This window comes from Paraburkholderia sabiae (assembly GCF_030412785.1).
Taxonomy (GTDB): Bacteria; Pseudomonadota; Gammaproteobacteria; order Burkholderiales; family Burkholderiaceae; genus Paraburkholderia; species Paraburkholderia sabiae.
The window spans coordinates 817,574-841,866 of the sequence record NZ_CP125296.1; the positions used below are offsets into that span (position 1 = coordinate 817,574).

28 protein-coding genes are annotated in these 24,293 nt (G+C 62.6%); 12 read left to right on the forward strand and 16 right to left on the reverse strand.

Translation table 11 applies throughout. The annotated features are described in order from the left end of the window. Positions 1-42 precede the first annotated feature (42 nt). The 4 genes from QEN71_RS33415 to QEN71_RS33430 form a co-directional block, all read right to left on the reverse strand. Positions 43-1,035 (reverse strand): chemotaxis protein CheB, encoded by a 993-nt coding sequence (locus QEN71_RS33415; protein WP_201647415.1) that lies wholly within the window; start codon positions 1,033-1,035, stop codon positions 43-45. A gap of 96 nt (positions 1,036-1,131) precedes the next feature. After that, a complete protein-coding gene (locus QEN71_RS33420; protein WP_201647416.1) occupies positions 1,132-1,917 on the reverse strand; it encodes an SDR family oxidoreductase in 786 nt (261 codons plus the stop codon). A gap of 41 nt (positions 1,918-1,958) precedes the next feature. After that, the gene (locus QEN71_RS33425) at positions 1,959-2,129 is read right to left on the reverse strand and encodes a hypothetical protein (protein WP_201647417.1); all 171 of its coding nucleotides are present in this window, start codon (positions 2,127-2,129) and stop codon (positions 1,959-1,961) included. A gap of 87 nt (positions 2,130-2,216) precedes the next feature. Continuing rightward, positions 2,217-2,459 (reverse strand): hypothetical protein, encoded by a 243-nt coding sequence (locus tag QEN71_RS33430; protein ID WP_201647418.1) that lies wholly within the window; start codon positions 2,457-2,459, stop codon positions 2,217-2,219. Positions 2,460-2,759: 300 nt separating this feature from the next. Here QEN71_RS33430 and QEN71_RS33435 point away from each other — a divergent pair, with 300 nt between their 5' ends. Then, positions 2,760-3,062: a hypothetical protein gene (locus tag QEN71_RS33435; RefSeq protein WP_201647419.1), complete on the forward strand. Its 303-nt coding sequence runs from the start codon at positions 2,760-2,762 to the stop codon at positions 3,060-3,062. A 131-nt stretch (positions 3,063-3,193) separates the two neighbouring features. Here QEN71_RS33435 and QEN71_RS33440 read toward each other — a convergent pair whose 3' ends face one another. The 5 genes from QEN71_RS33440 to QEN71_RS33460 form a co-directional block, all read right to left on the reverse strand. Further along, a complete protein-coding gene (locus QEN71_RS33440) occupies positions 3,194-3,490 on the reverse strand; it encodes a glycosyltransferase family 2 protein (protein WP_233471635.1) in 297 nt (98 codons plus the stop codon). A gap of 17 nt (positions 3,491-3,507) precedes the next feature. Next, entirely contained in the window at positions 3,508-3,741 is a 234-nt protein-coding gene (locus QEN71_RS33445; protein WP_201647420.1) for a DUF2795 domain-containing protein, read from the reverse strand. 110 nt (positions 3,742-3,851) lie between these two features. After that, positions 3,852-4,397, reverse strand: a complete 546-nt coding sequence (locus QEN71_RS33450; protein ID WP_201647421.1) for a DUF4142 domain-containing protein — start codon at positions 4,395-4,397, stop codon at positions 3,852-3,854. 71 nt (positions 4,398-4,468) lie between these two features. Next, positions 4,469-5,236 (reverse strand): SDR family NAD(P)-dependent oxidoreductase, encoded by a 768-nt coding sequence (locus tag QEN71_RS33455; protein ID WP_201647422.1) that lies wholly within the window; start codon positions 5,234-5,236, stop codon positions 4,469-4,471. Positions 5,237-5,388: 152 nt separating this feature from the next. Further along, positions 5,389-5,550: a hypothetical protein gene (locus QEN71_RS33460; RefSeq protein WP_201647423.1), complete on the reverse strand. Its 162-nt coding sequence runs from the start codon at positions 5,548-5,550 to the stop codon at positions 5,389-5,391. A gap of 396 nt (positions 5,551-5,946) precedes the next feature. Between QEN71_RS33460 and QEN71_RS33465 the strand changes: the two genes are divergently transcribed. Together QEN71_RS33465 and QEN71_RS33470 are read left to right on the forward strand one after the other, a co-directional pair. Further along, positions 5,947-7,083 (forward strand): sensor domain-containing diguanylate cyclase, encoded by a 1,137-nt coding sequence (locus tag QEN71_RS33465; protein WP_201647424.1) that lies wholly within the window; start codon positions 5,947-5,949, stop codon positions 7,081-7,083. An 81-nt stretch (positions 7,084-7,164) separates the two neighbouring features. Further along, a complete protein-coding gene (locus QEN71_RS33470) occupies positions 7,165-8,439 on the forward strand; it encodes an MFS transporter (RefSeq protein WP_201647425.1) in 1,275 nt (424 codons plus the stop codon). Positions 8,440-8,477: 38 nt separating this feature from the next. On the opposite strand, the gene hmpA is transcribed toward QEN71_RS33470, so the two are convergent. Together hmpA and QEN71_RS33480 are read right to left on the reverse strand one after the other, a co-directional pair. Beyond that, positions 8,478-9,692 (reverse strand): NO-inducible flavohemoprotein, encoded by a 1,215-nt coding sequence (hmpA, locus tag QEN71_RS33475; RefSeq protein WP_201647426.1) that lies wholly within the window; start codon positions 9,690-9,692, stop codon positions 8,478-8,480. 194 nt (positions 9,693-9,886) lie between these two features. Further along, entirely contained in the window at positions 9,887-10,198 is a 312-nt protein-coding gene (locus tag QEN71_RS33480) for a high-potential iron-sulfur protein (protein WP_201647427.1), read from the reverse strand. A 304-nt stretch (positions 10,199-10,502) separates the two neighbouring features. Between QEN71_RS33480 and QEN71_RS33485 the strand changes: the two genes are divergently transcribed. Beyond that, the gene (locus tag QEN71_RS33485; RefSeq protein WP_201647428.1) at positions 10,503-10,958 is read left to right on the forward strand and encodes a GNAT family N-acetyltransferase; all 456 of its coding nucleotides are present in this window, start codon (positions 10,503-10,505) and stop codon (positions 10,956-10,958) included. Between the two features lie 11 nt (positions 10,959-10,969). On the opposite strand, the gene QEN71_RS33490 is transcribed toward QEN71_RS33485, so the two are convergent. After that, complete coding sequence (locus QEN71_RS33490; RefSeq protein ID WP_201647429.1) at positions 10,970-11,926, reverse strand: LysR substrate-binding domain-containing protein; 957 nt, start codon at positions 11,924-11,926, stop codon at positions 10,970-10,972. A gap of 132 nt (positions 11,927-12,058) precedes the next feature. On the opposite strand from QEN71_RS33490, the gene QEN71_RS33495 reads away from it, so the two are divergent. From QEN71_RS33495 to QEN71_RS33505, 3 genes are all read left to right on the forward strand, one after another. After that, positions 12,059-13,225 carry a mandelate racemase/muconate lactonizing enzyme family protein gene (locus tag QEN71_RS33495; protein WP_201647430.1) on the forward strand — a complete coding sequence of 389 codons (1,167 nt, stop codon included), beginning with the start codon at positions 12,059-12,061 and terminating at the stop codon, positions 13,223-13,225. Between the two features lie 156 nt (positions 13,226-13,381). Beyond that, positions 13,382-14,725 (forward strand): C4-dicarboxylate transporter DctA, encoded by a 1,344-nt coding sequence (dctA, locus tag QEN71_RS33500; RefSeq protein WP_201647431.1) that lies wholly within the window; start codon positions 13,382-13,384, stop codon positions 14,723-14,725. A 95-nt stretch (positions 14,726-14,820) separates the two neighbouring features. Beyond that, a complete protein-coding gene (locus QEN71_RS33505; protein ID WP_201647432.1) occupies positions 14,821-16,368 on the forward strand; it encodes a methyl-accepting chemotaxis protein in 1,548 nt (515 codons plus the stop codon). Between the two features lie 12 nt (positions 16,369-16,380). Here the strand turns inward: QEN71_RS33505 and QEN71_RS33510 are convergent, their stop codons facing one another. The 3 genes from QEN71_RS33510 to QEN71_RS33520 form a co-directional block, all read right to left on the reverse strand. After that, on the reverse strand, positions 16,381-16,644 hold the full coding sequence (locus QEN71_RS33510; RefSeq protein ID WP_201647433.1) for a hypothetical protein: 264 nt from the start codon (positions 16,642-16,644) through the stop codon (positions 16,381-16,383). Between the two features lie 81 nt (positions 16,645-16,725). Then, positions 16,726-17,955 carry an MFS transporter gene (locus QEN71_RS33515; RefSeq protein WP_201647434.1) on the reverse strand — a complete coding sequence of 410 codons (1,230 nt, stop codon included), beginning with the start codon at positions 17,953-17,955 and terminating at the stop codon, positions 16,726-16,728. A 115-nt stretch (positions 17,956-18,070) separates the two neighbouring features. Continuing rightward, positions 18,071-19,180 carry an alkene reductase gene (locus tag QEN71_RS33520; RefSeq protein ID WP_201647435.1) on the reverse strand — a complete coding sequence of 370 codons (1,110 nt, stop codon included), beginning with the start codon at positions 19,178-19,180 and terminating at the stop codon, positions 18,071-18,073. A gap of 313 nt (positions 19,181-19,493) precedes the next feature. On the opposite strand from QEN71_RS33520, the gene QEN71_RS33525 reads away from it, so the two are divergent. From QEN71_RS33525 to QEN71_RS33545, 5 genes are all read left to right on the forward strand, one after another. Further along, entirely contained in the window at positions 19,494-20,483 is a 990-nt protein-coding gene (locus QEN71_RS33525; protein ID WP_201647436.1) for a zinc-dependent alcohol dehydrogenase family protein, read from the forward strand. Between the two features lie 31 nt (positions 20,484-20,514). Further along, entirely contained in the window at positions 20,515-21,147 is a 633-nt protein-coding gene (locus tag QEN71_RS33530; RefSeq protein ID WP_201647437.1) for a flavin reductase family protein, read from the forward strand. Between the two features lie 36 nt (positions 21,148-21,183). Continuing rightward, complete coding sequence (locus tag QEN71_RS33535; RefSeq protein WP_201647438.1) at positions 21,184-22,302, forward strand: Gfo/Idh/MocA family protein; 1,119 nt, start codon at positions 21,184-21,186, stop codon at positions 22,300-22,302. Between the two features lie 96 nt (positions 22,303-22,398). Beyond that, a complete protein-coding gene (locus QEN71_RS33540) occupies positions 22,399-22,956 on the forward strand; it encodes a carboxymuconolactone decarboxylase family protein (protein WP_201647439.1) in 558 nt (185 codons plus the stop codon). Between the two features lie 45 nt (positions 22,957-23,001). After that, positions 23,002-23,829 carry a helix-turn-helix transcriptional regulator gene (locus QEN71_RS33545; protein ID WP_201647440.1) on the forward strand — a complete coding sequence of 276 codons (828 nt, stop codon included), beginning with the start codon at positions 23,002-23,004 and terminating at the stop codon, positions 23,827-23,829. A gap of 31 nt (positions 23,830-23,860) precedes the next feature. On the opposite strand, the gene QEN71_RS33550 is transcribed toward QEN71_RS33545, so the two are convergent. Next, a complete protein-coding gene (locus tag QEN71_RS33550; protein ID WP_201647441.1) occupies positions 23,861-24,292 on the reverse strand; it encodes a MarR family winged helix-turn-helix transcriptional regulator in 432 nt (143 codons plus the stop codon). Position 24,293: the final 1 nt, after the last annotated feature.

Consider the following 24,293-nt stretch of genomic DNA (forward strand, 5'->3'; position numbering starts at 1 on the left):
CGCCACGTGGGGGCTGGCCATGCAACCAGGCGTAGACCGCTATTATCGCTCTAGCAGAAGTGACTGCAAGAGTCCTGCCGCTTCGTTTGCACGGCGGGCAATGTCCTCCTCGTAGGTTTGCGCGGCGGTGTCTCCCTGCCGGCCGAAATGCTCGCCCAGCGCACGGCTCGCCATCTCCCGTTCGCGCAGTGCGCGCATGGCGTCGAGCAGCGAGCGTTCCACGTCGTCGCGGCGGCCGGAGGTCAGCGAAGCAGGCGAGAAGGCATGCCCTGTGTGACAGCGAAAGCGCAAGAGCCGCGAGTCCTTCACCTGCCACAGCGAACCGTTGCAGTCCGGACAGGTGAACGTCGACGGCACGGCAATCTGGCTCAGCGCGTTGGGCGGCGAACGGTCACCCGTCCATGCGTGCTGTTCGATGGCGATCCGCTGGCGGGCGGCGGTCTGCCGCCCGCCGACGTCTTTTCCCTGCGCATGGACCACGCCGCCTGCCAGTTGCACGAGGCGCGCAGCGAGACCGGCGAGCGGCAGGATGTAGTCGGCAAAGGGCGAAGCGTTGAGCGGCATGTCTTGAGCGAAGGCGTCGGCGGGATCCTGTACGAGCGTCGCGCCGCCGCAGGCCTGGATGGCTTCGAGGCCCGCCGCGCCGTCGTCGAGCAGGCCCGTGAGTACCACGCCGATTGCGCCCGAGCCGATCTCGGCGGCGGCGCTGCGAAAGAGCGGATCGATGGCGGGGCGTGCGAAGTTTTCCTTGGCGCCGTGCACGAGACGCAAACGTGTGCCTTCGACGACCAGATGCCGGTCAGGCGGCGCGACGTAAATCTTGCCGCGCTTGTAGACCTGGCCATCCTCGGCGTGACTGGCTTCGAGCGGGCCGGCGCCATTGAGCAGCGAGGGCAACAGGCTCTCGTGCGATCCCACGTGCAGCACGATGGCCACGGTCGCGGGCAGGTCGGGCGGGAACTGGGACGCGAGATCGCGCAGCGCGTCGACACCGCCCGCCGACGCGCCAACTGCAATAAAGTCTCGGTGGGTCAAAATGCCTCCGCTTCGCCATAACTCTACTGTGTAGCAATCCGCATGCCGCGAACTTGCAGTGCGAGCAGGCCAAGGCGAAGCGAACGGATCGAGGTGCTAGCCCACCAGCAGCGACTGGCCGCCGTCGATCCAGACAGGCGTTCCTGTGATGTAGCGGGCACGCTCCGAGACGAGAAACGTCACCATTTCGGCGATGTCGTTGCCCGTGCCTGCCGCGCCGTCGGTCAGCGGAATCTTGCCGTCCGGATATTGCGCGGGTTCGGATGCCTCGCCGCTCGAACGGGCGCGGGTGTTTTCGTCGATCTTCGTTTCGATCTTGCCCGGACAGACCACGTTGACGCGGATCCGATGCTTGGCGAGTTCCAGCGCCACCATCTGGCCGAGTGCAAGAAGGCCGCCCTTGGTGGTCGAATACGCGGATGCGCCGCCGTGACTGAACACGCGCGTGCCGTTGATCGACGAAATGATGATGATCGAGCCTTGTCCCGCGCGTTTGAGGTGCGGCACGGTGTAGTGCAGCGTCAGATAGGTGCCGCGCAGATTGGTGTTGAGCGTGTTGTCCCATTCGTCGGGCTGCAGTTCGTCGATGGGCGCCCAGATACCGTTGATGCCCGCGTTCGCCACGACGATGTCGAGCGCGCCGAAGTTCGTGATGCCGCGCTCGATGGCGGCCTTGAAGCCCGCATCGTCGCGCAGGTCGGCCGTCACGCCGAACGCGGTGCCGCGCGCCTGCGTGATGGCGTCGACGGTCGCGCGTGTTTCTTCGTCCTTGTGCGCATGGACGATCACCCGCGCACCTTCCGCCGCCATCTTGAGCGCGCATGCCTTGCCGATGCCCGACCCGGCACCCGTCACGAGCGCTACCTTGTCTGTCAGATCCATTCGTGTCTCCATCTCCTTGAGCCTGTTGTGTGGCGTGTCAGTCAGCCGCCGCCGATGCCTTGCAGCACCTTGCCGGTCCCGTTGCACACGCTGCAGCGCTGTCCTTCGACGCTGCCCGTGCCGTGGCATGCGCGGCATACGTCCTCGCCGACGCCAGGCGCGTCGGGCGGCCCGTCGTCGCCGGGGCTAAGGGGTGGTTCGTCGGGTTGCATGTGAGCCTCCATGTGTCCATTCGGTTTGAGATCGCAATCGACGCGGTTGCAAACGTTATTCCCGTTTAAATACGTCACATCGGCTCGTCACATCGCGGTGTCGCCGCCCAGCGAAGGCGAGATGGTGCTGTCGCGATTGGGATCGTCGGCGCGTTCGTCGGGGCGCGCGGGCCTCATCGACACAGGCGGATGATCGCGATAACAGCTTTCGACGCTGCCATTGACGAGACATTGCTGGAATGCGTCGGCGTCTTCCTTGTTTGCAAACGTGCAGGAGGTCTGCTCGACCTGGAGCTCGGTGTCCGATGTACGAATCGTAGTGATGCTCATGATTTGCTCCTAATGGTTTTGCCTGCGGGGTTAGTGTCTGCGCCGATGCCTGTCCGGATTGCTATTGATCGAGCGGCAAGCCGCGTTCCCGCACTGGTAAGGGAGCAGCGGGTGTTGTCCGAAAAGGTCGCTGTACGATATCCAGCACTTACGGACATGTCGCAGCGCTTAACAAGCGTGCTGGCAACCGCTAGTCTTTCAGCAGGTGTGAGTGGAAAGCTGCCGGAAGAGCGGCGGCAACCGCTCACGAAAAGGCGCTCACTCGACGCCTTCATCGCGATACCGTTCCGGATGACAGACATGACGCGCAATCGGCAGTTGACTGGGCGTGTGGGCGGTATCACGGTTCAGGCGGCGTGCGGCGACCTGCATGTCATTGCGCTCTGGCGTTTGCTCACGGATGCGGGCGCATGCATGCGGGGCACGTCGACGACCTGCGTGAGGCGCGAAGAATTCGAGCGCATCACGATCAGTTTCGAACCGCTGGGCAGGGCGCAAGCCGACAAGATTCTGTCGAGTCTCAAGGAGCAGAAGTGGATCACGCACGCGTTGCTCCACGTTCTTGCACCCGAAAGCGAGCCTGCGCCAGGCCTCGAAGAGTAACGGCAGCGACGCGTTGATACGCGTTGCTGCCAGTCATTCCGTTGCTGCGGGCAACGGATAGCCGGAGGGCCATCTCTGGCGCCCGTGCGACCGGCATTGTTCCCTGTGCCGGTCGCTTTTTTTCCTGCGTTCTACGAAAGACGGTGGTCCTGCGTTTGCTCGCGTGGTACGATGTACCCGCTATCGACGCACGCCACCGCGCGATTGCGGCCCGCTGCGCCCAGATTGCTGCCGCATTGAACGATGCGCACGTCGGGGAACGCGACGTCGGCCATCCATACCGTTTCGTCCGTCGATGCGTTATCGGCGACGATGATCTGCGGATACTCCGGCAACGCACGCAAACAATGCAGCGTCTCCATGAGACGCTCTGCGCGGTTATGCGTCAGCACGACGATCGTGATGCGCGACCCTGCGTGCCTCGGCATCGAAGCGTCGGTCGTGCTCACTGGATACGCGAAATCTGCTTCGACACCGAGGCCGGGCTGTCGTAATTGTGATCGGGCAGCTTGTCGATCAGATCGACGATATCCGTATTGGCGTGATTCTGGCGCGCGCGTTCGACGAGTTTCTCGCGCGTCGTCGGATAGGCGATGCCGGCCAGCGCCTTCTGGATATCGATAGGATTGGGTTGTCCGGGATGACGTTGATCCTGCGAATGTGCCGGATGTTGTGACATGAAATGTTCTCCGTTGATGAAAGCCGCGCGGACTGCATCGCCGCGATTCAGGCGAGCCGCAAACGCGGTGCCTGTCCGCGCAGCTTATGAATGACGTCAAAGCGGCAGCGCTATTGTGAAAGGCCCTTCTTCGCGGCGAGGTCTTGAGCCATCTGATAGTGCTTCTGAATGGTCGGCAATGCGTCCTGCGCCGCCTTCTTGAGCTTCGCGTTCTGGCCTTCGGCGATTTCCTTTTCGAACGCTGCGACGGCTTCCTTGTGGCCTTCCACGCCGACCTTCGAGATATACGCCTGATCGAAGGCCTTGCCCTTCAATCCCTTCAACGGGCCGAGCACGGTCGTATCCGAGTTGTCCTTCGGAACCGTCACGCCGTGCGGCGCGGCCATTTTCAGCTGGATCGTGAGCTTGGTGTGATCGAGCATCATGTGATGCGCGAACGATTTCACGTCCTTGTCTTCCGAGTTCGACGTCGCGAGCTTGGCCGCGTCAATCTCCGTCGATGACGACATCGATGCCGCTTGCACGAAGTCCTTGTCGGCTTGCGCCAGCGGATTGGCGGCGGTGGTCGAGGCCGCTTCCGTTTGCGCCGCGAGCGGGGCGATGGCGAGGGCACTCGTTACGACGATCGTACCGATGATCACGTGTTTGAGTTTCATTGATGTTCTCCCTGAGTCGGTGTGGACCTGATGAACAGCAAGCGGCGAACCGCGCGCTGTGCGCTGCGCGTTCACGCTTGCCGCGGCTGTCCGTTCGACGCCATCAATCCGCCGTCGACGGGAAGATTGACGCCTGTGATGAAACGCGCGTCGTCGCTTGCAAGAAATGCGATCGCGGCGGCCACGTCTTCGGGCTGCGCATGATCGCCGAGCGGAATGCGTTCGCGAAAGGCCTTCATGAGCTTTTCATCGTCGAGCATGTCGCGCGTCAGATCAGTGGCCGTCAGCGATGGGCATACAGCGTTCACGCGAATGCCGTCCGCCGCGCAATCGAGTGCCGCCGCCCGCGTGAAGTTCGACACCGCGCCTTTTGCCGCGTTGTAGAAGCTCATGCCCCAGTCGCCGCTCAACCCCGATACCGACGACACATTGACGATCGCGCCACGCGTCGCTTTCAGATGCGGAATCGCGGCCCGGCATCCGTAGAAGACGCCGCTGACATCGGTGGCGATGACGTCGTGCCAGTCGTCGATGGGGACTTCGGTGATCGGGCCTGTCGGCGCGACGCCCGCGTTATTCACGATCACGTCGAGACGGGCAAAGCGTTCGACCGTGCTCTCGACGAGCGACGCGACTTCGTCGAACTTGCGCACGTCGGCAGGGTGGACGAGCGTGCGTTCGGCGGGCAGAGTGCTCGCAACGCCTTCGAGCTTGCTGCGGGTGCGGCCGCACAGCACGACGGTTGCGCCTTCAAACGAAAATCGTCGGGCCGTGGCGGCGCCGATGCCCGAACCCGCGCCCGTCACGATGACGACTTTGCCTGCGAAGCGTTTTTCCATTGAGGCCTCCCTGAACTCATGCGTATTTCAGGTGAAGCCTGCAAGCGATGTGCCGCTCGTAGAGATGGAGAGAGGCCGAATGGCGCGCTTTCAGGAGCGCGCCAGGCAGAGTGTGCAGCGTGGAACTGCTGAAGAGAGGGTGTAAATGGCGCTCAATGCCGATGATGCATCAGGTCGACGTAATGGGTATCGAGCCATCGGGCCATCCGCCTCGGATTGTCGTGCCAGTGATGACGACTGGCTAGCCACAGCAGCGCTGCGATCAGCACCATCACGGCCGGACCCAGCAAATAAGCGATCAGGGTTTCATTCACGGCATCCTCCGTTATGACGTGGCCGCTTCCATTCTAGGCGACGGTTCGTGCGATGCACACCACGAAAGCCACGTGCCGCTCGAAGCCGGATGCAGGCACGAAACTATCCGGTACGCATCGACCAGCGCCGCCCTTATGGGGCAGAGGTCGGGCACATTGCTTCGACCCTTAAGATTTGTCAGGTTAGCGCCGATAACCAGTTAAGCAATGGCAGAAAGCGTCATCTGCGGTCGAGCTTTGTACTGCTGGCGTCTGACAAAGCGAACGCGCAAATCGTGCTCCACCGTCGGCCATCGTGCATTCCCGTTTCCCCTGCCAGCAAGCGGGCGACGTTACTCTGACGGCAGCCGCCAGAGGCGACATCGGTCGTCACGAGGCGGTTTGCGGGGCGCTTGCATGACGAATTACCCTGAAACGTTCAGCTTGCCCCAAGGCAGGCTGGCCACCTGGCTGCTCTATCCTGGGCGCGATACGCCTCCCGAAATCCGGGTCGCACTGGTCGCGACCCTGTTCGGCACATTGCCGATCTTTTTCGGCGGCGTGTTCAATACGATCGCCGTCGCGTGGGTGCTGGCGTACCGCCATCCGAGCCCGCCGTTCCGCTTCTGGCTGATTTCCGAAGTCCTCGTCTGCGCGGTGCGGCTCGTGATCCTGATCGTCGCGCATCGGCGGGCGCGGCAGGGCAGACCGACGCCCACCGACATCTACCTGCTGCTCGCGCCGCTATGGGGCGCGACGGTCGGCTACGGCGCGCTGATCAGCGCAACCAGCGGCGACTGGGTCGCGGCCACGCTGTCTTTCCTTTCCGCCGCAGCGATGGTCGGCGGCATCTGCTTCCGCAACTTCGCAGCGCCGCGTCTGGTGGCGATCATGATCTTCCTGTCGCTCGGTCCGTGCTGTGTCGGCGCGGTGCTGTCGGGCGAACGGGTGCTGCTGTTGACCCTGGTTCAGATCCCGTTCTATCTGTTCGCGATGAGCGTCGCGGCCAGAAAGCTCAACGTGATGCTGATCTCCACGATGGAAGCGGAGCGCGAAAACGACCGCCGTGCGCGCCACGATGGCCTGACGGGGCTGCTCAACCGCGCGGGCTTCTTCCATGCGGCCACGCATGAACTCGTGGGCGCGGCGCGAGCGGGCGGCAAGACGCCGCTCTTCTATATCGATCTCGACGGCTTCAAGGCCGTCAACGATGCATACGGGCACGAGTTCGGCGACCGCTTGCTCGTGCAGGTCGCGACAAGGCTTCGTCAGCTCGCGGGCGCGAATGCGCTGGTGGCGCGCATGGGCGGCGACGAGTTCGTGATTGCAGGCGAGGTGTCGAACGCGCGCGAGCCGGATGCGTTTGCGAGCCGCGCGATCGGCGAGATTGAGAGGCCGTTTCAACTGGCGGCCAATGTGACCGTCCACGTTGGCGCGAGCATCGGCGTGGCAGCAGTGACGGACGATGCCAACACGATCGACAAGATCGTGGCCGTCGCGGACGCCGCGATGTACGAGGTCAAGCGCCAGAAGAAGAGCATGGCCGTGGCATAAGCCGGCGGGCGCACGCATTGCTTGCCGAAGCCTCGAACGGGGAACTTCGGGAGCCGCTATGCAGACGGGTGTGGGGACATCGTGAAGCCGACGATCCCGCTGCTGGCCGTGAGTTTCTTCGCCGCCGACGTCCAGGCGGGCGCCGGTCCATTCCTCGGCATCTTCCTGCAATCGCGCGGATGGACGCCCGATACGATCGGCACGGTGATGACGCTCGGTGCGATCGTCGGCATGCTGGTGACGGTGCCAGCCGGCGCGCTCGTCGATGCGCTCTATCATCGGCGCGCTGTGGTGGTGGGCGCAGGCGTGCTGACGATTGCCGCCGCCGGCGTGATCTGGATCTCGCAGCGCTTCTGGCCCATCACGCTCGCACAGACGGCCACGGCGATTGCCGGTACGACGATGGGCCCCGCGATGATGGGGCTGACGCTCGGCATGAGCGGGCGCAAAAACTTCGACCGGCAATACGGCCGCAATCAGGTGGCGAACCATGCGGGCAATATCGCCGCGGCCGTGCTGTCGGGCGCGCTCGGATGGTGGCTCGGCATTCCGTATGTGTTCGCGCTGGGCGCAGCGTTCGGACTCGCGTGCATCGTTTCCGTGCTGCTGATCCCGCCGCGTGCGGTGCATCGTCACTTTGCCCGTGGCCTCGCGCATACGGACGAGAAGGAGCCATCGAACGTCCCTGCGGACAGCTTGCGGATGCTGCTGCACTGCCGTCCACTGCTGGTGCTCTCGCTGGTGCTGGCCGCGTTCAGTCTCGGCAATTCCGCGCTGCTGCCGCTTTTCAGTCTCGCCGTCGCGGCGACCCATCATCAGGATGCGAGCCAGATCACGGCCGCGAATATCGTCATTTCGCAGGTCGTGATGTTGATCGCCGCCGTGTATGCGAGTCGCGCGATTCGTCGCTGGGGCTTCTGGTGGATCATTCTCGCGACGCTGTTCACGCTGCCTCTGCGCGGCTTCACGGCGGCGCTGCTCAACACCCCTTGGGGGATTCTGCCCGTGCAGATATTCGACGGTCTGGGCTCGGGTTTGCAAGGCGTTGCGATACCGGCGCTCGTCATGCATCTGCTGCATGGCAGCGGGCGCGTGAACCTCGGCCAGGGCGCCGTCAAAGGCGTCGAAGCGGCGGGTGCGTGCCTGAGTCCGTTGCTGGGCGGGTGGCTCGCGAACCGCTTCGGGTTTCCCGTCGCTTTCATGGTGCTAGGCAGCCTCGCCGTCGTTTCACTCGGCGTATGGATAGTTCTCGGCTCGCAGATACGGCAGGCGTTCGATACGCGGCGTGACGAACTGGAGCAGATGGCGGACCTCGACGTATCCACGCTATTCCCCGAAGCGGATGCACATGCGTAGTGCATCCGGCTTGCTTCGACGTATCGATTGCGTGGGGCCTATTCAGCGAACAGATCCGGGCCGAACACCTCGTAGTGGATATGCGATTCGTGAATATCCATGCTCTTGAGCTTGTCGTGCTGTATCCGCATGAACGGAATCGGTCCGCAGATGTAATAGTCGGCTTCGGGCAACAGCACCTCGCGTGAAATCAGATCGAGGTCGATGAAGCCCGGATAGTCGTAGTTCTCTCCTTGCGTATCGGCGGGCAAGGGCGAATCGTAGAAGATGATCGCGCGGAAATTTGCGTGCGTCGTGGCCGTCTGTTTCAGGCGGTCTCGCATCGCATGAACCGCGCTATTGCGCGCGCCGTGCACGAACACGACCTGACGCGCGGGATCCTGGATCGCGCGCTTGAGCATGCTGATCATCGGCGTGAGGCCGACGCCGCCGCTGATGAGCACGATCGGCGTCTTCGCGTCGACGTCGATGTGAAAGCTGCCGTACGGCGCGGCGAGAAGTACTTCGGTGCCGACTTGCACTTCATCGTGCAACAGCGACGACACATAGCCCGCCGGCTTTTGCCCTTCGCCGCTTTCGCGTTTGACGGTGATGCGATACGTGTTGCCATTGGGCATATCCGACAGGCTGTACTGGCGAATCTGCTGCAGGCCGAGCGAAGGCACGGGTACGGCGACGCTGATGTACTGGCCGGGTTCGAAATTGACGACGGGCTTGCCGTCCGCAGGCGCGAGCACGAACGACGTGATGACGCTGCTTTCCGGCTTCTTCTCCTTCACGACGAAAGTACGCCAGCCATTCCAGCCGCCCAGCTGCGCGGCTCGCTGTTCGCGCAGCCCGCTTTCCATGCCCATCAGCACATCGGCGAGATTGCCGTATGCCTGTGCCCACGCCGACAGGATTTCTTCCGTGGCGGCATCGCCGAGTACATCCTGGATCGCACCGAGAAGATGTTCGCCGACGATGGGGTACTGTTCCGGACGTACATCGAGACTCGCGTGCTTGTTCGCGATGTTCTGCAGGACGGCGGAGAGACTGCTGGGATCGTCGATGTTTTCTGCGTACGCATACACGGCGCGCGCCAGCGCCTGCTGCTGCTGACCCTGCTCCTGATGCGCCATGTTGAACGTGTTCTTCAATTCAGGGTGCGCTTCGAACAGACGCCTGTAGAAGCGCTGAATGATGGGATAGCCGTGTTCGGCGAGGACGGGCGCAGTTGCCTTGACGATATCCTTCGTACGCTGGGTGAGCATGCGGGCCTCCGCTGTGGGGAAGTGTGAGGAGCGTGGTGGCGCGCAAACGGCGTGCATGCCGGCACGTTGCACGACAGGCAAGGAAGAACGCGCGCGCGACCGCGCTTCCGTTCGGGACATTCATGGTACGACTGTCGCACGACGGCGCAAGACGCGCCCGGAAGGTCCTGTGCGACAGCGATAACGACCTCGAATCAGGCTTTCTTCACATAAGAGTTGCACCAACCCTTCGCATTCACCAGTTTGCCGCCATAGGTCGGGCATGGTCCTTCCGCAGAACCGGGCTTGCCCTGATAAAGCTGGCAGTTGGCGCAGGTTTGCCCCGTCTGATAGCGGGGAAACTTCGCCTTGTCGACCTTCGATGCATCCATCTTGTAGCCGAGCGCCTGTGCGGTCGGATCGTTTTCGGCGAGTGTCGGCGCGTCGGCGCGCGCGCCGATCGGCAGCGCGGCCGTCGATGCAACGGATGCGGAAAGTATCATGAAACGTCTGCGAGAGAGTGACATGTCCGGCCTCCTTCTACCATCCAATACATCACAACATGATACGTTATGAGCGCAGATGCGAAAGGACGCAAACGTGTGCGTGCGACGCGTCCGGTCGCCTCGATACGCGCTAATCCGGCGTTCTCCTTGCATGTTCATGCTGTTCGAAATGGATAGCTTTCGTACACACCAGTGTGCTGCTGCAGACGTTACGATGAAGTTATGACAGGTGTCCGCAAGGGAACGCTGCCTGTTCGCCTGCATTCGAGCCTGCATCCGCATCGCGCGGCATTCGCGATCAACCTGTCCGTCGTCAAAAAAACGCATGGAGCCCACGAATTTCGTCAGTCTGAAGCTGCGTCCGTGCGGGCCCGGCGACGAGCCGATCCTGCTGAGGATATTGAAGCCGTCGACGGCATTGCGGGCGGAAGGCTATGAACTGCTCGGCGATGTCGTGCAATTCGGTCATCAGGACACGCAACTGGGCAAGGCCATGCTCGCGTGTGCCGACGAGGTGCCCATCGGCGTGCTGGACATCGATCGGCGCCCCAGGGAATGGCGGCTCAGGGCGCTTCACATCGATCTCGATCACCGTGGCAAAGGCTTCGGCAGCCTGCTGCTGATCGCGGTGCAGGACGAAGCGCAACTGGCGCGAGTCAACGTTTCAGCGATACTCGAACGGACGAATCCCGCCGTGCGCCTGTTCGTCAAGCACGGTTTCATCATCGCGACAGAAACGGATGTTGAAGTGCTGCTGAAGTGGCGTGTCCCGTTGCGTTGAATCTGCTGCCATCACTTTCGCGTAGTGCGCTTTTTTCGCTCGCGTGTGTCGACGGTCGTATCGACGGGTGTGAAGGGCGCCTGAAAACGATCGACGAGGAAATCGATAAAAGCCCGCGCGCGTGCCGTCTGATTGCGCTGCCGCGAGTAATAGACGAACAGGTCCGCTGAGGGCAGCACGGTATTGGGCAGCACCAGCTTGAGCCGTCCGCTCTGCACGTACTTTGCCAGGTCCCACTCGGAACGGATCAGGATGCCGTGGCCGTCGAGCGCCCAGCGAAGCACGATATCGCCGTCGTTGCTGGACAGCGCGCCCTTGACCTTGATCGCCTCGATGTGGTCGTTCACGATGTAGCGCCACACGCCATACGCGTCGTCGTTTTGTCGATGAATGATGCAGCGATGCTGCTGCAAATCGTCGACGCGCTCAGGCGTGCCGAACCGTTCGAGATACTTCGGCGACGCGCACAAAAAGCGGCGATTGCTCATGATGCGGCGCGCGCTGAGTCGGCTGTCGGGGAGTTCGCCGAAGCGGATCGCCATGTCGAACGCGCCTTCGACCAGATCGACGGGCCGGTCCGTCACTTCGAACTGCACCTCGACATTTGGAAAGCGCTTGGCGAAATCCGATACGAGCGGCGCGATCGTCGTTCTGCCAAAGCCGAGCGTTGCGTTGATGCGCAGCAAACCTTGCGGGTCGCGCTTCGCGCCCGAGATCGCCTCTTCCATTTCACGAACCTGCCCGACGATCTGGCTCGCGTAGCGCAGGTACGTTTCTCCCTCCGGCGTGAGACTGACGCTGCGTGTCGTCCGGTTGACGAGACGCGCGCCAAGCCGCTTTTCGATGATACCCAGCCGTTTCGTGGCCGCAGGCGGCGTGAGGTCGAGCGCGCGCGCCGCGCCCGACATGCTCTTGAGTTTCGCAAGCAGAATGAAAAATTCGAAGTCGGAAGCGGTATCGGTATTCATGAATCGGTATTCACTTTTGGTGAAAGATGAAATGAATCTTGGTGAAGTGTAGCAGGGGCTTTCGCGACTAAGCTACGTCCAGCATTGCAGCCGGTGTGGCGCAATAACTGTTCAAAGTCAGGAGACAGTGCTGTGAGAATCGTAGAAATCCGCGAAAAGACCGTTCCCATCAGTTCCCCGATCCGCAACGCGTACATCGACTTCAGCAAGATGACGCTAAGCCTCGTTGCGGTGATCACGGACGTGATTCGCGACGGCAAGCCGGTGGTCGGATACGGCTTCAATTCGAATGGCCGCTATGGTCAGGGCAAGCTGATGCGCGAGCGCTTCATTCCCCGGCTGCTCGAAGCGGACCCGGCTTCGCTCGTCAACGACGCCGGCGACAATCTCGATCCGCACAAGATCTGGGCGACGATGTTCACGAACGAGAAGCCCGGCGGTCACGGCGAGCGCTCGGTCGCGATCGGCACGATCGACATGGCCGTGTGGGACGCCGTGGCGAAAATCGAAGGCAAACCGCTGTTTCAGCTGCTGGCGGACCGTTACGGTAACGGCCAGCCGAATCGCGAGATCTTCGTCTATGCAGCGGGCGGTTACTACTACCCGGGCCAGGATCACGGCAAGCTGAAGGACGAGATGCGCAGCTATATCGACCGTGGTTATACGGTCGTGAAGAAGAAGATCGGCGGCGCGTCGCTCGACGAAGACCTGCGTCGTATCGATTCCATTCTGAGCGTGCTGCAGGACGGCCAGAAACTCGCCGTCGATGCCAACGGCCGTTTCGATCTCGACACCGCGATTCAATACGCGAAGGCGCTGTCGCAATACGACCTGTTCTGGTACGAAGAGCCGGGCGATCCGCTCGACTTCGAATTGCAGGCGGCGCTGCGCAACTACTATGACAAGCCGATGGCAACGGGCGAAGATCTGTTCTCGATGCAGGACGCCCGCAACCTGATCCGCTATGGCGGCATGCGTCCCGACCGCGACTGGCTGCAGTTCGATTGCGCACTGAGCTATGGCCTCGTCGAATATCTGCGCACGCTCGACATGCTGCATCAGCACGGCTGGTCGGCAAGCCGCTGCATTCCGCACGGCGGGCATCAGATGTCGCTGAACATCGCGGCGGGTCTGGGTCTGGGCGGCAACGAATCGTATCCGGATCTGTTCCAGCCGTACGGCGGTTTCCCCGACGGCGTGCGCGTCGAGAACGGCTACATCGCCATGCCGGATCTGCCCGGTATCGGCTTCGAGGGCAAGTCCGACCTCATCGTCGAAATGCAGAAGCTGTCGGCGTAACGCCACTCGCAGCAGGGCGCCGGGATGTGGCCGGCGCCGACCTTCATAAAAAGACTAAGCAACGCAGGCGAAAGCCGGCCTGTATCCGCCGCCTCGGCATGTTCCGCGGCGGACGCTCGCACTGTTTCGTCAGTAGAGGCCATGCAGGAGACAGACATGCTGGTATCAAAGGTCAGAAAAACCCTTTCGAAGCTTTACGTGCAGGTGCTCATCGGGATCGTCGCGGGCATCTTGGTGGGGCACTTCTATCCCGACATCGGCTCGCAGATGAAGCCGCTCGGCGATCTGTTCATCAAACTGATCCGGATGCTGCTCGCACCGATCATTTTCGCGTCGGTCGTCGTGGGCATTGCGCGCATGAACGATCTGCACGAAGCCGGGCGCGTCGGCGTCAAGGCGGTGCTGTACTTCGAGGTTGCATCGACGATCGCGCTCGTGGTCGGGATGCTCGTCGTGAACGTGATCAAGCCCGGCAGCGGGATGAACATCGACCCCGCGCATATCGACAGCGCGGCCATCACGACGTACACGCACGCGGCGAAACAGCACGGCATGCTCGACTTCTTCATGAGCATTGTGCCGAACAGCATCGTCGGTGCATTCGCGAATGGCGAGATGCTGCCCATTATTTTCTTTTCAGTGCTGCTCGCGATTTCTCTTGCGAAGCTCGGGCCGCGTACTGCGCCGTTCGTCGACATGCTCGACATGTTCCTGCAAGGCATGTTCGGCGTGGTGCGGATCGTCATGTATGTCGCGCCTGTCGGCGCATTCGGCGGCATGGCGTTCACCATCGGCAAGTACGGCATCGGCACGCTGGCATCGTTCGGCGAGTTGATGGTGTGCCTGTATCTCACGTCGATCTTCTTCGTGGTGGTCGTGCTTGGCCTTGTCATGAAGATGTGCGGGCTGTCGTTGTGGAAATATCTCCGCTATATCCGCGACGAAATTCTCATCACGCTCGGCACGGCGTCGACGGAAGCGGTGTTGCCGCAGATGCTGATCAAGATGGAGAAGATGGGCTGCTCGCGTCCCGTGGTCGGCATGGTGCTGCCGACGGGCTACACGTTCAACGCCGACGGCACGGCGATCTATCTGACGATGGCGGCGCTCTTCATCGCGCAGGCGATGAACGTGCATCTGTCGATCTGGGATCAACTGCTCGTGCTCGGCGTGCTGCTGCTGACATCGAAGGGTTCCGCGGGCGTGGCGGGCGCGGGCTTCGTTGCATTGGCCGCGACGCTGGCATCGATGCACAAGATTCCTGTGGAAGGTCTGGTGCTGCTGCTGGGCGTCGACCGCTTTCTGAACGAGGCGCGCGCCGTCACGAATCTGATCGGCAATGGCGTGGCGACGCTGGTCGTTGCGCGTTGGGAAGGGCAGCTCGACATGAAGCAGGCGCGCGCCGTGTTGAATCGCGAAATCGCTGCGGAGCCGCACGCGCAGCCAGCGATCGAACCGGCTGCCGAACGTGAACCGGCCGTGCGTTCGAACGCACACTGACAAAAAATAGGGACGAACGGATCGCAGGAAAAGTGAAGTTCCTGCAGATCCGTGCCGATAACAAGGATTGGTCCCTTTGTATCGATGAAACAAGCATGAAATTCACCATCAAGTTCCGTCTCCTCGCTACCTTGACGCTGCTCGGCCTGCTCCTGATGGTGAGCGGCGTACTGGGTATCATGGGTATGCGCGGATCGAACAGCGCGGTTGCGCAGGCTTATACGAGCGATGTGGCGGCAGCGACCTCGCTGGGCAAATCGAACCTGAACCTCACAGTGGTGCGCACGACGCTCGACCGCGTGCTGCTGCATCCCGAAGCAGCGGACACGGGAGCATTGATCGACAAGGCGCTCAACTATCTCGCGGTATCCGATGCGGCGTGGAAGGAATACCGCGCACTGCCCGCATCCGACGCAGAAGCGACGTTGTCGACGGCTGTCGCCGACGCGCGCGCAGCGATGCTGCATGGCGCGCTCGAACCGATGGTCGATGCGATGCGCCACGGCGATCACGCACGCGCCGACCACATTGCCATGGTCGACATGCCGCCGCTCGCTGCGTCCCTCACGCAGAAAACGGCGGCGCTCGACAAGTTCCGCACGACGCAGGGCGCCGAGCGCTACCAGGCAGCGCAGGACCGCTACGACACGCTGTTCACGGTGACGATCATCGCGATCGTCGTCGGGCTGCTGGCTTGCGTCACGTGCGCCTTCTCATTGCTTCGCGCGATCTCACGTCCGATCGAGATGACCGTGCAGCACGTCGAACGGATCGCGCGCGGCGACATGTCCCAGCAATTGCGTTTCGAAACCGACGACGAAATGGGGCGTCTCGTGAAGAGCGTCGGACAGATGCAGCAAGGCGTCGCGTCGATGATCGAACAGATCGCGCGCGGCAGCGATTCGATTGCAGCCGCGACGCACCAGATTTCCGCCGGCAATGCCGACCTGTCCGCACGCACGGAAGCGCAGGCCGCATCCGTCGAAGAAACGGCAGCGAGCATGGAACAGCTGACGAGCGCCGTCTCGCAGAACGCCGAGCATGCACGCGCAGCGCGCGCGCTTGCCGAAGAAACGAGCGCTACGGCAGGTGCGGGCGCCGACGTGGTGAATCAGGTCATTGCCACGATGCGCGACATTCACGACGGCGCGAAGCGGATGAACGAGATCATCGCGGTGATCGAGGGCATTGCGTTCCAGACGAATATCCTCGCGCTCAATGCTGCCGTCGAGGCTGCGCGCGCCGGCGAAGAAGGTCGCGGTTTCGCCGTCGTGGCAGGCGAAGTGCGCACGCTCGCGCAACGCTCCGCGAGTGCGGCAAAAGAAATCAAGGCATTGATCGACGCATCGAGTGCGCGTGTCGACGACGGCTCGCGTCTCGTCGGACAGGCGGGGCAGACCATCGGCGAAGTGCGTTCGGCTGTGAGTCGCGTGTCGTCGATCATGAACGAGATCGCGACGGCCTCCGCCGAGCAGAGCGACGGCATCGAGGAAGTGAATCGCGCGGTCTCGCAGATGGATGAGATGTCGCAGCAGAATGCCGCGCTCGTCGAAGAGGCGGCGGCAGCGGCTGCCTCGCTGAAAGAACAGACCGATTTGCTGAAGGCTGCGGCGGGGCGGTTCCAGCTGGCGAGTCTTGCCTGACGGATTAGTCAGTCAGTCGTCGAAATAACCCGCTGCCAGCGCCTCGTCGAAATCGGTGAGCCACGGAGCGAAATGATCGGTGTCGTAGATCGCCGCCTTGCCGTTGGAGAGACGGGTGACGGAGATTTGCCGGATCGCTCCGTTTTTTCCGCTCTGCGGCGAATCAGCGGTGTCCGTGATTTTGAACTCGCCCAGCGCGAGTCCGCGGCTCGCAAGGACAGCCTTGACGTCTTCCTGTTCGTCCCACGAAAACTCGTTGAAGTCATGGGCTGGCATGTTCGTCTCCTCGGCGCGGTGAGCGCAGAACATCGTAGCACGGAGACGTGACATGCCAGCAGGTACGGACCCGGCGAACGATTACTCCGCGAGCACGGATGCGAGCGTGCGGCCCGTCGTCGCGAACGACGCGAGCACCGCGAGTCCCAATACCGACAGCAGCACACCGAGATGCATCGCGCCCGTCGCGCCTGCATGATCGACGACCACGCCGCCCGCGAGCGAACCCGCTGCAATCGCAGTCTGCACAGCGCTGACGAACAGCGCAGAAGCGGCTTCCGGACGATCCGGCGACGTCAGCTGCATCCACACGCTCAAACACAGCGGAATCGCGCCGTAAGCGATGCCCCACGCGAGCACGCCTGCAACGACGGCACCATGCATGTGCGCGAACGCGGGCAACGCAACCAGCGACGCCATCACGAGCGCCGTCATCGCCGACAATGAAAGCCGTGGATGCGAGGTGACGAACGTCGACGCGACGAAGTTCGACATGAAGCCGACGATGCCGAAGCCGAGCAGGAGCGCCGTCACCCACGTCGCGCTGAGCACCGCATTGTCTTCGAGAAACGGTGCGATGTATGTATATGCACTGAAGTGAGCGCCGAACAGCAGCGCGACGAGCACGAGGCTGCGCACAACGGTCCAGCGCGTGAGCATGCGGCCGAAATCGATCAGACGGGCAGCGGCGCGCGGCGGCAGATCGGGCAGCAGCGTCGCTTGCAGCAGCAGCGCGGCGAGCGCGAGCGCGGACGTGGCGAAGAACGACACGCGCCACGACGACAGATCGGCGATGAATGTTCCAAGCGGCACGCCGATCACCGTCGCGAGCGTAATGCCCATGAAGATCGTCGCGCTGGCCTTCGCGCTTTCGTCTTCGGTGACGATCTGTCCGGAGACGCCCAGCGCGACCGTCCAGAATCCGCCGAGGCTGACACCGAGCAATGCGCGTCCGATGAGCATCGTCGTGAAGTTGGTCGCGAGCGCCGCGACGAGGTTCGATGCGACCAGTGCGACGGACAGCAACAGCAGGATCGAGCGACGGTTCAGACGGCCTGCCGCGAGCAGCAGCATCGGCGCGGAGAGCGCTGCGATGAGTCCGGGCGTGGTGGTCATCAGGCCCGCCGTGCCGGACGTGACGCCGAGGTCGGCGGCGATCTTCGGCAGCACGCCGACGGGCAGATATTCCGTCGTCACGAAAGCGAACGAGCCGAGCGCAATCGACAGCACGGCTAGCCAGCGTCGTTTGGCGGCGGCGGATGAAAGTGACGTGGGCGCATCGGCGATCGATGCGGGCTGATTGGTATCCATGGTTGAAATTTCCAGCAGGCGCGCAGCCGTCCGCGCGTGCATGTGCATCGCGCGGACCGGCCGCATTGCGTAACAGAAGGGTTCGGAGAAGGGTTCGGAGAAGGGTTCGGAGCGCTTAAGCCGCGACGGCGTCTTCGTCGTACGACGGATAGTCGGTGTAGCCGACTTCCGTGCCGCCGAAGAAGGTCGCGCGATCGTACCTGTTCAATGGCAGACGATTGCGCAGACGTTCCGGCAGATCCGGGTTCGCGATGAAATGCCGTCCGAAGGCGACGAGATCGGCGTCGCCGCTTTGCAGGATCGCTTCGGCGCTATCGCCGTCGAAGCCGCCCGCCGCGATGATCGCACCATGAAAATGCGTGCGCAGCGACTTCGCGGCGACAGGGGTCTGGTCGCGCGCGTCATCCTCGACATTGCCTGCAATGCGCGGCTCGATCAGATGCAGATAAGCGATGCCGAGCGTATTCAGTTCCGTGGCCACATACGTGAACAGCGCTTCAGGATCGCTGTCCGACATGTCGCCCCACGAGCCGCTCGGGCCGAGGCGAACGGCAACCTTGTCGGCGCCCCACACGGAAATCACGGCGCGCGTGGTGTCCAGCAGCAGGCGGGCGCGGTTGGCGATGGAGCCGCCGTATTCGTCCGTGCGCCGGTTGCTGCCGTCCTGAAGGAATTGATCGAACAGATAGCCGTTGGCGGCATGCAGTTCGACACCGTCGAAGCCTGCCTTCACGCCGCGTTCGGCAGCCGTGCGGAAGCTCTCGACGATGCGCGCGATTTCCGCTTTTTCGAGCGCGCGGTTCGGCGTGTTGGGCACCCAGCCCGCTTCCGTGTACGCAACGCCGCCGTGCGGGATCTCCGACGGTCCGACGGGACGGCCGCCATCGGGTTGCAACTGTGCGTTCGATTGCCGGCCTGCGTGATACAGCTGAAGAAAGATCTTGCCGCCTTTCGCGTGCACGGCGTCCGTCACGACTTTCCATCCGGCGATCTGGCTGTCGTCGTACAGACCGGGCGCGCCAAGATAGCCGTTGCCGTCGGGTGCGGCGATGGTCGCTTCGCCGATCAGTAGCGCGCCAGCAGACGCGCGCTGTGCATAGTATTCGGCCATCAGCGGGCCGGGGCGTGCGCCGCTTTCGGCGCGCATGCGGGTGAGCGGGGCAAGCACGACGCGGTGAGCGATTTCATAAGGGCCGACTGCGACGTTCGAGAACAGTTTGGACATGTCAATCTCCACAATTTCAGTGATTCGGGAAGCTGCTGCGTATTGGCCCGCTGTCGGGCGACGCTTGACGCAAATGTAGACGCAGCACCGCGCCGGAAAAACCGTCGGCGGGTTCGGTCACTGCGGACGCGCGTGTCCGCAATCGCGCGAAGCCCGCTGCACGCGGCGCGCGGCGATTGTTTGTGTCAGCAGAACACTGATGTCTTTTGCGCCGCGTTTATCCGCGGTGAAGGCATTTCCATAATCCGACCCACTTCAACGCGCATCGCGTTCGGCAATGCGCGTCCGATAGATACGATGAAAGGAATGCATCATGGCGAAAGTCATCAGCTTTGCGCGGCACGGCGGCCCCGAGGTCTTCGAATACATCGAAGCGGGCACACCTGAACCTGCTGCGAACGAAGTGCGTATACGCGTGAAGGCGATTGGCCTGAATCGCGCGGAATCGATGTGGCGGCGCGGCGAGTATGTCGAGCCGGCGACGCTGCCGGCGCGCGTCGGCTATGAGGCGTCCGGTGTGGTCGATGCGATCGGCGCGAACGTGACGCATGTGAGCGTCGGCGATGCGGTCAGCACCGTGCCGTCGTTTTCGATGAACGATTACGGCGTGTACGGCGAACTCGTACTCGCGCCTGAACATGCCGTCGTGAAGAGTCCCGCGTGGCTGTCGCACGAAGATGCCGTGGCGATCTGGAATGTATTCGTGACGCCCTATGCGGCGTTCACGGAACACGAGCGCGTCAAACCGGGCGACGTCGTGCTGATTCCAGCGGCATCGAGCGGCGTGGGCATCGGCGCGATTCAGGTGGCGAAGCGTCTCGGTGCGACGGCCGTTGCGCTCACACGAACGCGCGAGAAGCGCGATGCGCTCGTCGCGCTCGGCGCCGATCATGTGATCGTCACTGGAGAAGAAGATCTGGTCGTTGCGGTGCAGCGCATCACGGAAGGACGCGGCGCGGACCTCGCGTTCGATCCTGTCGGCGGCAAGGATTTCGCGCGGCTGATCGATGCGTTGCGGCCAGGCGGCACGATCCTGCTATACGGCGCGTTGAGTGCCGATGAAACCGTGTTGCCCGTACTGCCGCTGCTGTTGAAACGCATCACCGTGCACGGCTACAACCTCTTCGCGACCACCACCGACGCGCAACGCCAGGCCGCTGCCGCCGCGTTCGTGTTCGACGGCTTGCAGTCGGGCGCGCTCAAGACCGTGATCGCGCATCGCTTCGAATTCGCGCAGATGGTGCAGGCGCACACGCTGCTCGAACGCAACGAACACTTTGGCCGTGTCGTGGTGTCGGTGTGATGCCGCGTCCTTGCTCGATGAGGAGGTAAAGATGGAATTCGACTTCGAAGCAATCGACGCGAAGCAACGCTACAAGCTGCTCGGCGCCGCGATCACGCCGCGCCCGATCGCATGGGTGTCGACGCTGGGCGAACGCGGCGAGCTGAACGCTGCGCCATTCTCGTTCTTCAATGCATTCGGCGAGGATCCGCCCGTGCTGGGCTTCAGCATCCTGCATCGCTCGGATACGGATCGCAAGGACACGGGCGAGAACGTGCGGCGTGAGCGTGAGTTCGTTGTGAATCTGGTGGGCGAGGCGAATCTCGATGCGATGAACGTCACCGCCATCGACTTTCCGCCGGATCGCAGCGAATTCATCGAAGCGGGGCTGGTCGCCGCGCCGTCGACGCGGATACGCACGCCGCGCATTGCGCACAGTCCCGTTTCATTCGAATGCAGGCTGTTCGATGTCGTCGAGCTTGGGCCGTCGCGCTCGCTCGTACTCGGCGAAGTGCTCACGATGCATATCGCCGATACTGCCGTGATCGATGCGCAGAAGGCTTATATCGACGCGCGCAAACTGCGTCTGATCGGACGCGGCGAACCGAATACCTATGTACGCACCGACGACGTGATACGTCTGCCCGCCATCGCGCTGCAAAGCTGGACGGAGCGGCCGGCTTGATGCCGGCGTCCGTCATTCACTGGAGAATCGAACATCATGGAAGCATCGCAAGGTTCGCCGTTGCGCGTGGGCGTGATCGGCGTGGGCAACTGGGCGAAGCACGGCCATCTGCGCGTGCTCGATCTGTTGCCGCAGTACACGTTGCAGGCCGTCTATAGTCAGCGTCGCGAGGCCGCCGAAGCAGCGGCGCGCGAGTACCGCATTGGCCGCGTGGCGGCGTCGACGGATGAACTGATCGAAAGCGACGATATCGATCTCGTGCTTGTGCTGAACACCGCGCCTCAACATGCGCAGACGGTGAAGCGCGTGATCGCGGCGGGGAAGCATGCGTATTGCGAGTGGCCGTTGACGACGACGCTCGCCGAATCGGAAGAACTGCTGCGGCTTGCGCAAGCGCGCGGCGTGCGTCATGTCGTCGGATTGCAGCGCCGTCTTGCGCCGCACAGCCGTTATGTACGCGGTCTGATCGAGCAGGGCTACGTCGGCGAATTGCGTTCCGTGCGCATGCATGTGAGCATGAATTACTTCCAGGCGACGCGCACGCGTGCGCTCGAATGGACCGTGCCGCCGGAGAATTTTTCGTCGGTCGTGTCGATCTACGGCGGGCACTTTCTCGACATGCTGTTCTCCGCAACCGGCTGGCCCGTATCGATTGCCGCGCTCACGCCGAACCAGTTTCCATCGGTGACGATCAGGGAAACGGGCGTATCGATGCCGACATCGACGCCCGATCAGCTCGTGCTTGCAGGCATGCTGAAGGGCAACGCGGTCGTGTCGGTGCATATCGAAGGCGGCAAGCGCAACGGCTCGGGCGTGCAGATCGATATCACGGGGACGGAAGGCGATTTGCGCATTACGAATGCATCGGCATTCGGCGATGTCGGCGACGATTATGAAATCTTCGGCGCGCATGGCGACAAGCTCGCGCTCGAACGGCTCGACGTGCCCGAATCGTATCGGCGACTGCCGGATTCGCCTTTGCCTTCGGCGGTGCTGGAACTCGCCGAACTGTATTGGGCCTATGCGCAGGACGTCGCGAACGGCACGCACACAGCGCCCACTTTCGCGGATGCAGTACGGATGCATCGTCTGATCGACGGGGCGCAGAGGTCGTATCAGGCGCGCGAATTCGTGAGACTCGACGCGGCAGAGTGATTACATGCGATGTAATTGGCGCGCCTCCAGGGCGCGCCTACTCTTCGGACTGTCGCGCGACCAGTTCGGCTGCGCTCAACACCACGGAGAGTCACGATGTCCCGCTATCCCACCCATACGATCGAATCCGCACCCGCGCAATCGAAGCCCGTTCTCGAACAGCTGCAACACACGTTCGGCATGATCCCGAACATCGCGGCGAAGATGGCTGTGTCGCCTGTGCTGATCAACGGCTTCATCGGCGTGTTCGAACGCGTGCACGCGAGCAGCCTCACGGAGCCGCAGATCCAGACGCTGCTGCTGACCAATGCGGTCACGAACGCGAGCGAATGGCCTGTCGCGTTTCATACGGCGCTCGCGTTGCAACAAGGCGTTCATCCTGCCGATGTCGAAGCGATGCGGCAAGGCGATCTGCCGAACGACGCCGGACTGGCCGCGCTGTCGACGACCGCGCGCACGTTGATCGGCAAACGCGGGCGCCTCACCGACGCGGATCAGCAGCGCTTCTTCGAAGCCGGATTCAGTGCCGAGCAGTTGCTCGAAGTCATCGCAGTCGTGGCGGCCTCTGCGATTACGAACTACACGGCGAGCGTCACGCAACCGGCGCTCGAAGGGCAGTTCGAGGAATTCGTCTGGCGCGCGCCCGCAGTCTGAGTCCGCTACGTTATATATTGCTGCTTCTCGAATCGGGGAAATGTGATGAACGCTGACATGCCGCCGGGCGAACTTGGAAACCTGCTGCGCTACTGGCGCGATGTGCGAGGCGTGAGTCAGCTCGATCTGTCGCTGGAGGCCGGTATTTCCCAGCGGCAGATCAGCTTTATCGAAAGCGGACGCAGCGTGCCGGGCCGCGACACGCTGCTGATTCTCGCGCAAACGCTCGACGTGCCGCTGCGCGAGCGCAACGCGTTACTGCTTGCCGCAGGCTACGCGCCGATGTATTCGGAGGCACCGTGGAATGCGCAGGAAATGCACAGCGTGGTTCGCGCACTCGAACGCGTGGTGCGGCAGCATGAGCCGTTTCCGGCGATCGTAATGGATCGCCACTGGAACGTGCTGATGACCAATGACGCCGCGCCGCGTTTTTTCGGTCATTTCGTCGACATGGCGGCGCGCGAAGGACCGCGCAACATGCTGCATCTGATGTTTGATCCGCAAGGCATGCGTCCTTTCGTGGCGGATTGGGACAATGTGGCGCGTAGCCTCTTGCAGCGGGTGCATCGCGAATCCGTCGGACATGTGGTCGACGGCACGACGCAGCATCTGCTCGACGAACTGCTTGCCTATCCCGATGTGCCGCGCGACTGGAAGACGCATCAAATCACCTCCAGCGCGCCGTCGATGCCTGTCATTCCGCTGAACTTCGTCAGCGAGGGCGCGGTGCTGCGCTACTTCTCGATGGTCACGACGGTGGGTGCGCCACAGAACGTGGCGGCGCAGGAGCTACGGCTGGAATCCATGTTTCCCGCCGATGATGAAACGGAAGCGCGGCATATGCAGTTGCTTGCTGTTGATTCGGCGCGGTGAATCACGTCCCGCGTGTGAACGCGACTAGCCGCTACGCCAGCAACGCCGCCAGCAGCCGCTTCAACTCACCCGACTCCCGCGGCGATAACTTCGCCGTGAGAATCCGCTCGACTTCCTCGACACGCGGCCGCAGGATCGCAAGCTGCTTCTTGCCCGCAATCGTGAGAAACAGCACGTAACTGCGCTTGTCGTCGGGATCGTCGGAGCGTTCGATCAGACCGTTGCGAACCATGCGCGCGGTGAGATCGGCGATGGTCGAACGGTCTACATCGAGTTCATCGCCGAGTTGCCGCTGATTGATGCCCGGCGTCTTCTGCAGGATCTCGAGCGCCGCGTACTGCACGCTCGTGATGTCCGCAGACACTTCGCTGAGCCATACCGCGACGTGGCGCTGCTGGGCGCGGCGCACGAGGCTGCCTGTGAATTTCGAAAGCGCTTCGGGTGTGTCGTGTTTGTTCGGCAAT

Excerpts from the sequence above, each read along its gene's own strand:
- QEN71_RS33420 (WP_201647416.1), bottom strand. The coding sequence starts at position 1,917 with ATGGATCTGACAGACAAGGTAGCGCTCGTGACGGGTGCCGGGTCGGGC.
- QEN71_RS33425 (WP_201647417.1), bottom strand. The coding sequence starts at position 2,129 with ATGCAACCCGACGAACCACCCCTTAGCCCCGGCGACGACGGGCCGCCC.
- QEN71_RS33430 (WP_201647418.1), bottom strand. The coding sequence starts at position 2,459 with ATGAGCATCACTACGATTCGTACATCGGACACCGAGCTCCAGGTCGAG.
- QEN71_RS33435 (WP_201647419.1), top strand. The coding sequence starts at position 2,760 with ATGACGCGCAATCGGCAGTTGACTGGGCGTGTGGGCGGTATCACGGTT.
- QEN71_RS33440 (WP_233471635.1), bottom strand. The coding sequence starts at position 3,490 with ATGCCGAGGCACGCAGGGTCGCGCATCACGATCGTCGTGCTGACGCAT.
- QEN71_RS33445 (WP_201647420.1), bottom strand. The coding sequence starts at position 3,741 with ATGTCACAACATCCGGCACATTCGCAGGATCAACGTCATCCCGGACAA.
- QEN71_RS33450 (WP_201647421.1), bottom strand. The coding sequence starts at position 4,397 with ATGAAACTCAAACACGTGATCATCGGTACGATCGTCGTAACGAGTGCC.
- QEN71_RS33455 (WP_201647422.1), bottom strand. The coding sequence starts at position 5,236 with ATGGAAAAACGCTTCGCAGGCAAAGTCGTCATCGTGACGGGCGCGGGT.
- QEN71_RS33465 (WP_201647424.1), top strand. The coding sequence starts at position 5,947 with ATGACGAATTACCCTGAAACGTTCAGCTTGCCCCAAGGCAGGCTGGCC.
- hmpA (WP_201647426.1), bottom strand. The coding sequence starts at position 9,692 with ATGCTCACCCAGCGTACGAAGGATATCGTCAAGGCAACTGCGCCCGTC.
- QEN71_RS33480 (WP_201647427.1), bottom strand. The coding sequence starts at position 10,198 with ATGTCACTCTCTCGCAGACGTTTCATGATACTTTCCGCATCCGTTGCA.
- QEN71_RS33485 (WP_201647428.1), top strand. The coding sequence starts at position 10,503 with ATGGAGCCCACGAATTTCGTCAGTCTGAAGCTGCGTCCGTGCGGGCCC.
- QEN71_RS33490 (WP_201647429.1), bottom strand. The coding sequence starts at position 11,926 with ATGAATACCGATACCGCTTCCGACTTCGAATTTTTCATTCTGCTTGCG.
- dctA (WP_201647431.1), top strand. The coding sequence starts at position 13,382 with ATGCTGGTATCAAAGGTCAGAAAAACCCTTTCGAAGCTTTACGTGCAG.
- QEN71_RS33505 (WP_201647432.1), top strand. The coding sequence starts at position 14,821 with ATGAAATTCACCATCAAGTTCCGTCTCCTCGCTACCTTGACGCTGCTC.
- QEN71_RS33510 (WP_201647433.1), bottom strand. The coding sequence starts at position 16,644 with ATGCCAGCCCATGACTTCAACGAGTTTTCGTGGGACGAACAGGAAGAC.
- QEN71_RS33515 (WP_201647434.1), bottom strand. The coding sequence starts at position 17,955 with ATGGATACCAATCAGCCCGCATCGATCGCCGATGCGCCCACGTCACTT.
- QEN71_RS33520 (WP_201647435.1), bottom strand. The coding sequence starts at position 19,180 with ATGTCCAAACTGTTCTCGAACGTCGCAGTCGGCCCTTATGAAATCGCT.
- QEN71_RS33525 (WP_201647436.1), top strand. The coding sequence starts at position 19,494 with ATGGCGAAAGTCATCAGCTTTGCGCGGCACGGCGGCCCCGAGGTCTTC.
- QEN71_RS33530 (WP_201647437.1), top strand. The coding sequence starts at position 20,515 with ATGGAATTCGACTTCGAAGCAATCGACGCGAAGCAACGCTACAAGCTG.
- QEN71_RS33535 (WP_201647438.1), top strand. The coding sequence starts at position 21,184 with ATGGAAGCATCGCAAGGTTCGCCGTTGCGCGTGGGCGTGATCGGCGTG.
- QEN71_RS33540 (WP_201647439.1), top strand. The coding sequence starts at position 22,399 with ATGTCCCGCTATCCCACCCATACGATCGAATCCGCACCCGCGCAATCG.
- QEN71_RS33545 (WP_201647440.1), top strand. The coding sequence starts at position 23,002 with ATGAACGCTGACATGCCGCCGGGCGAACTTGGAAACCTGCTGCGCTAC.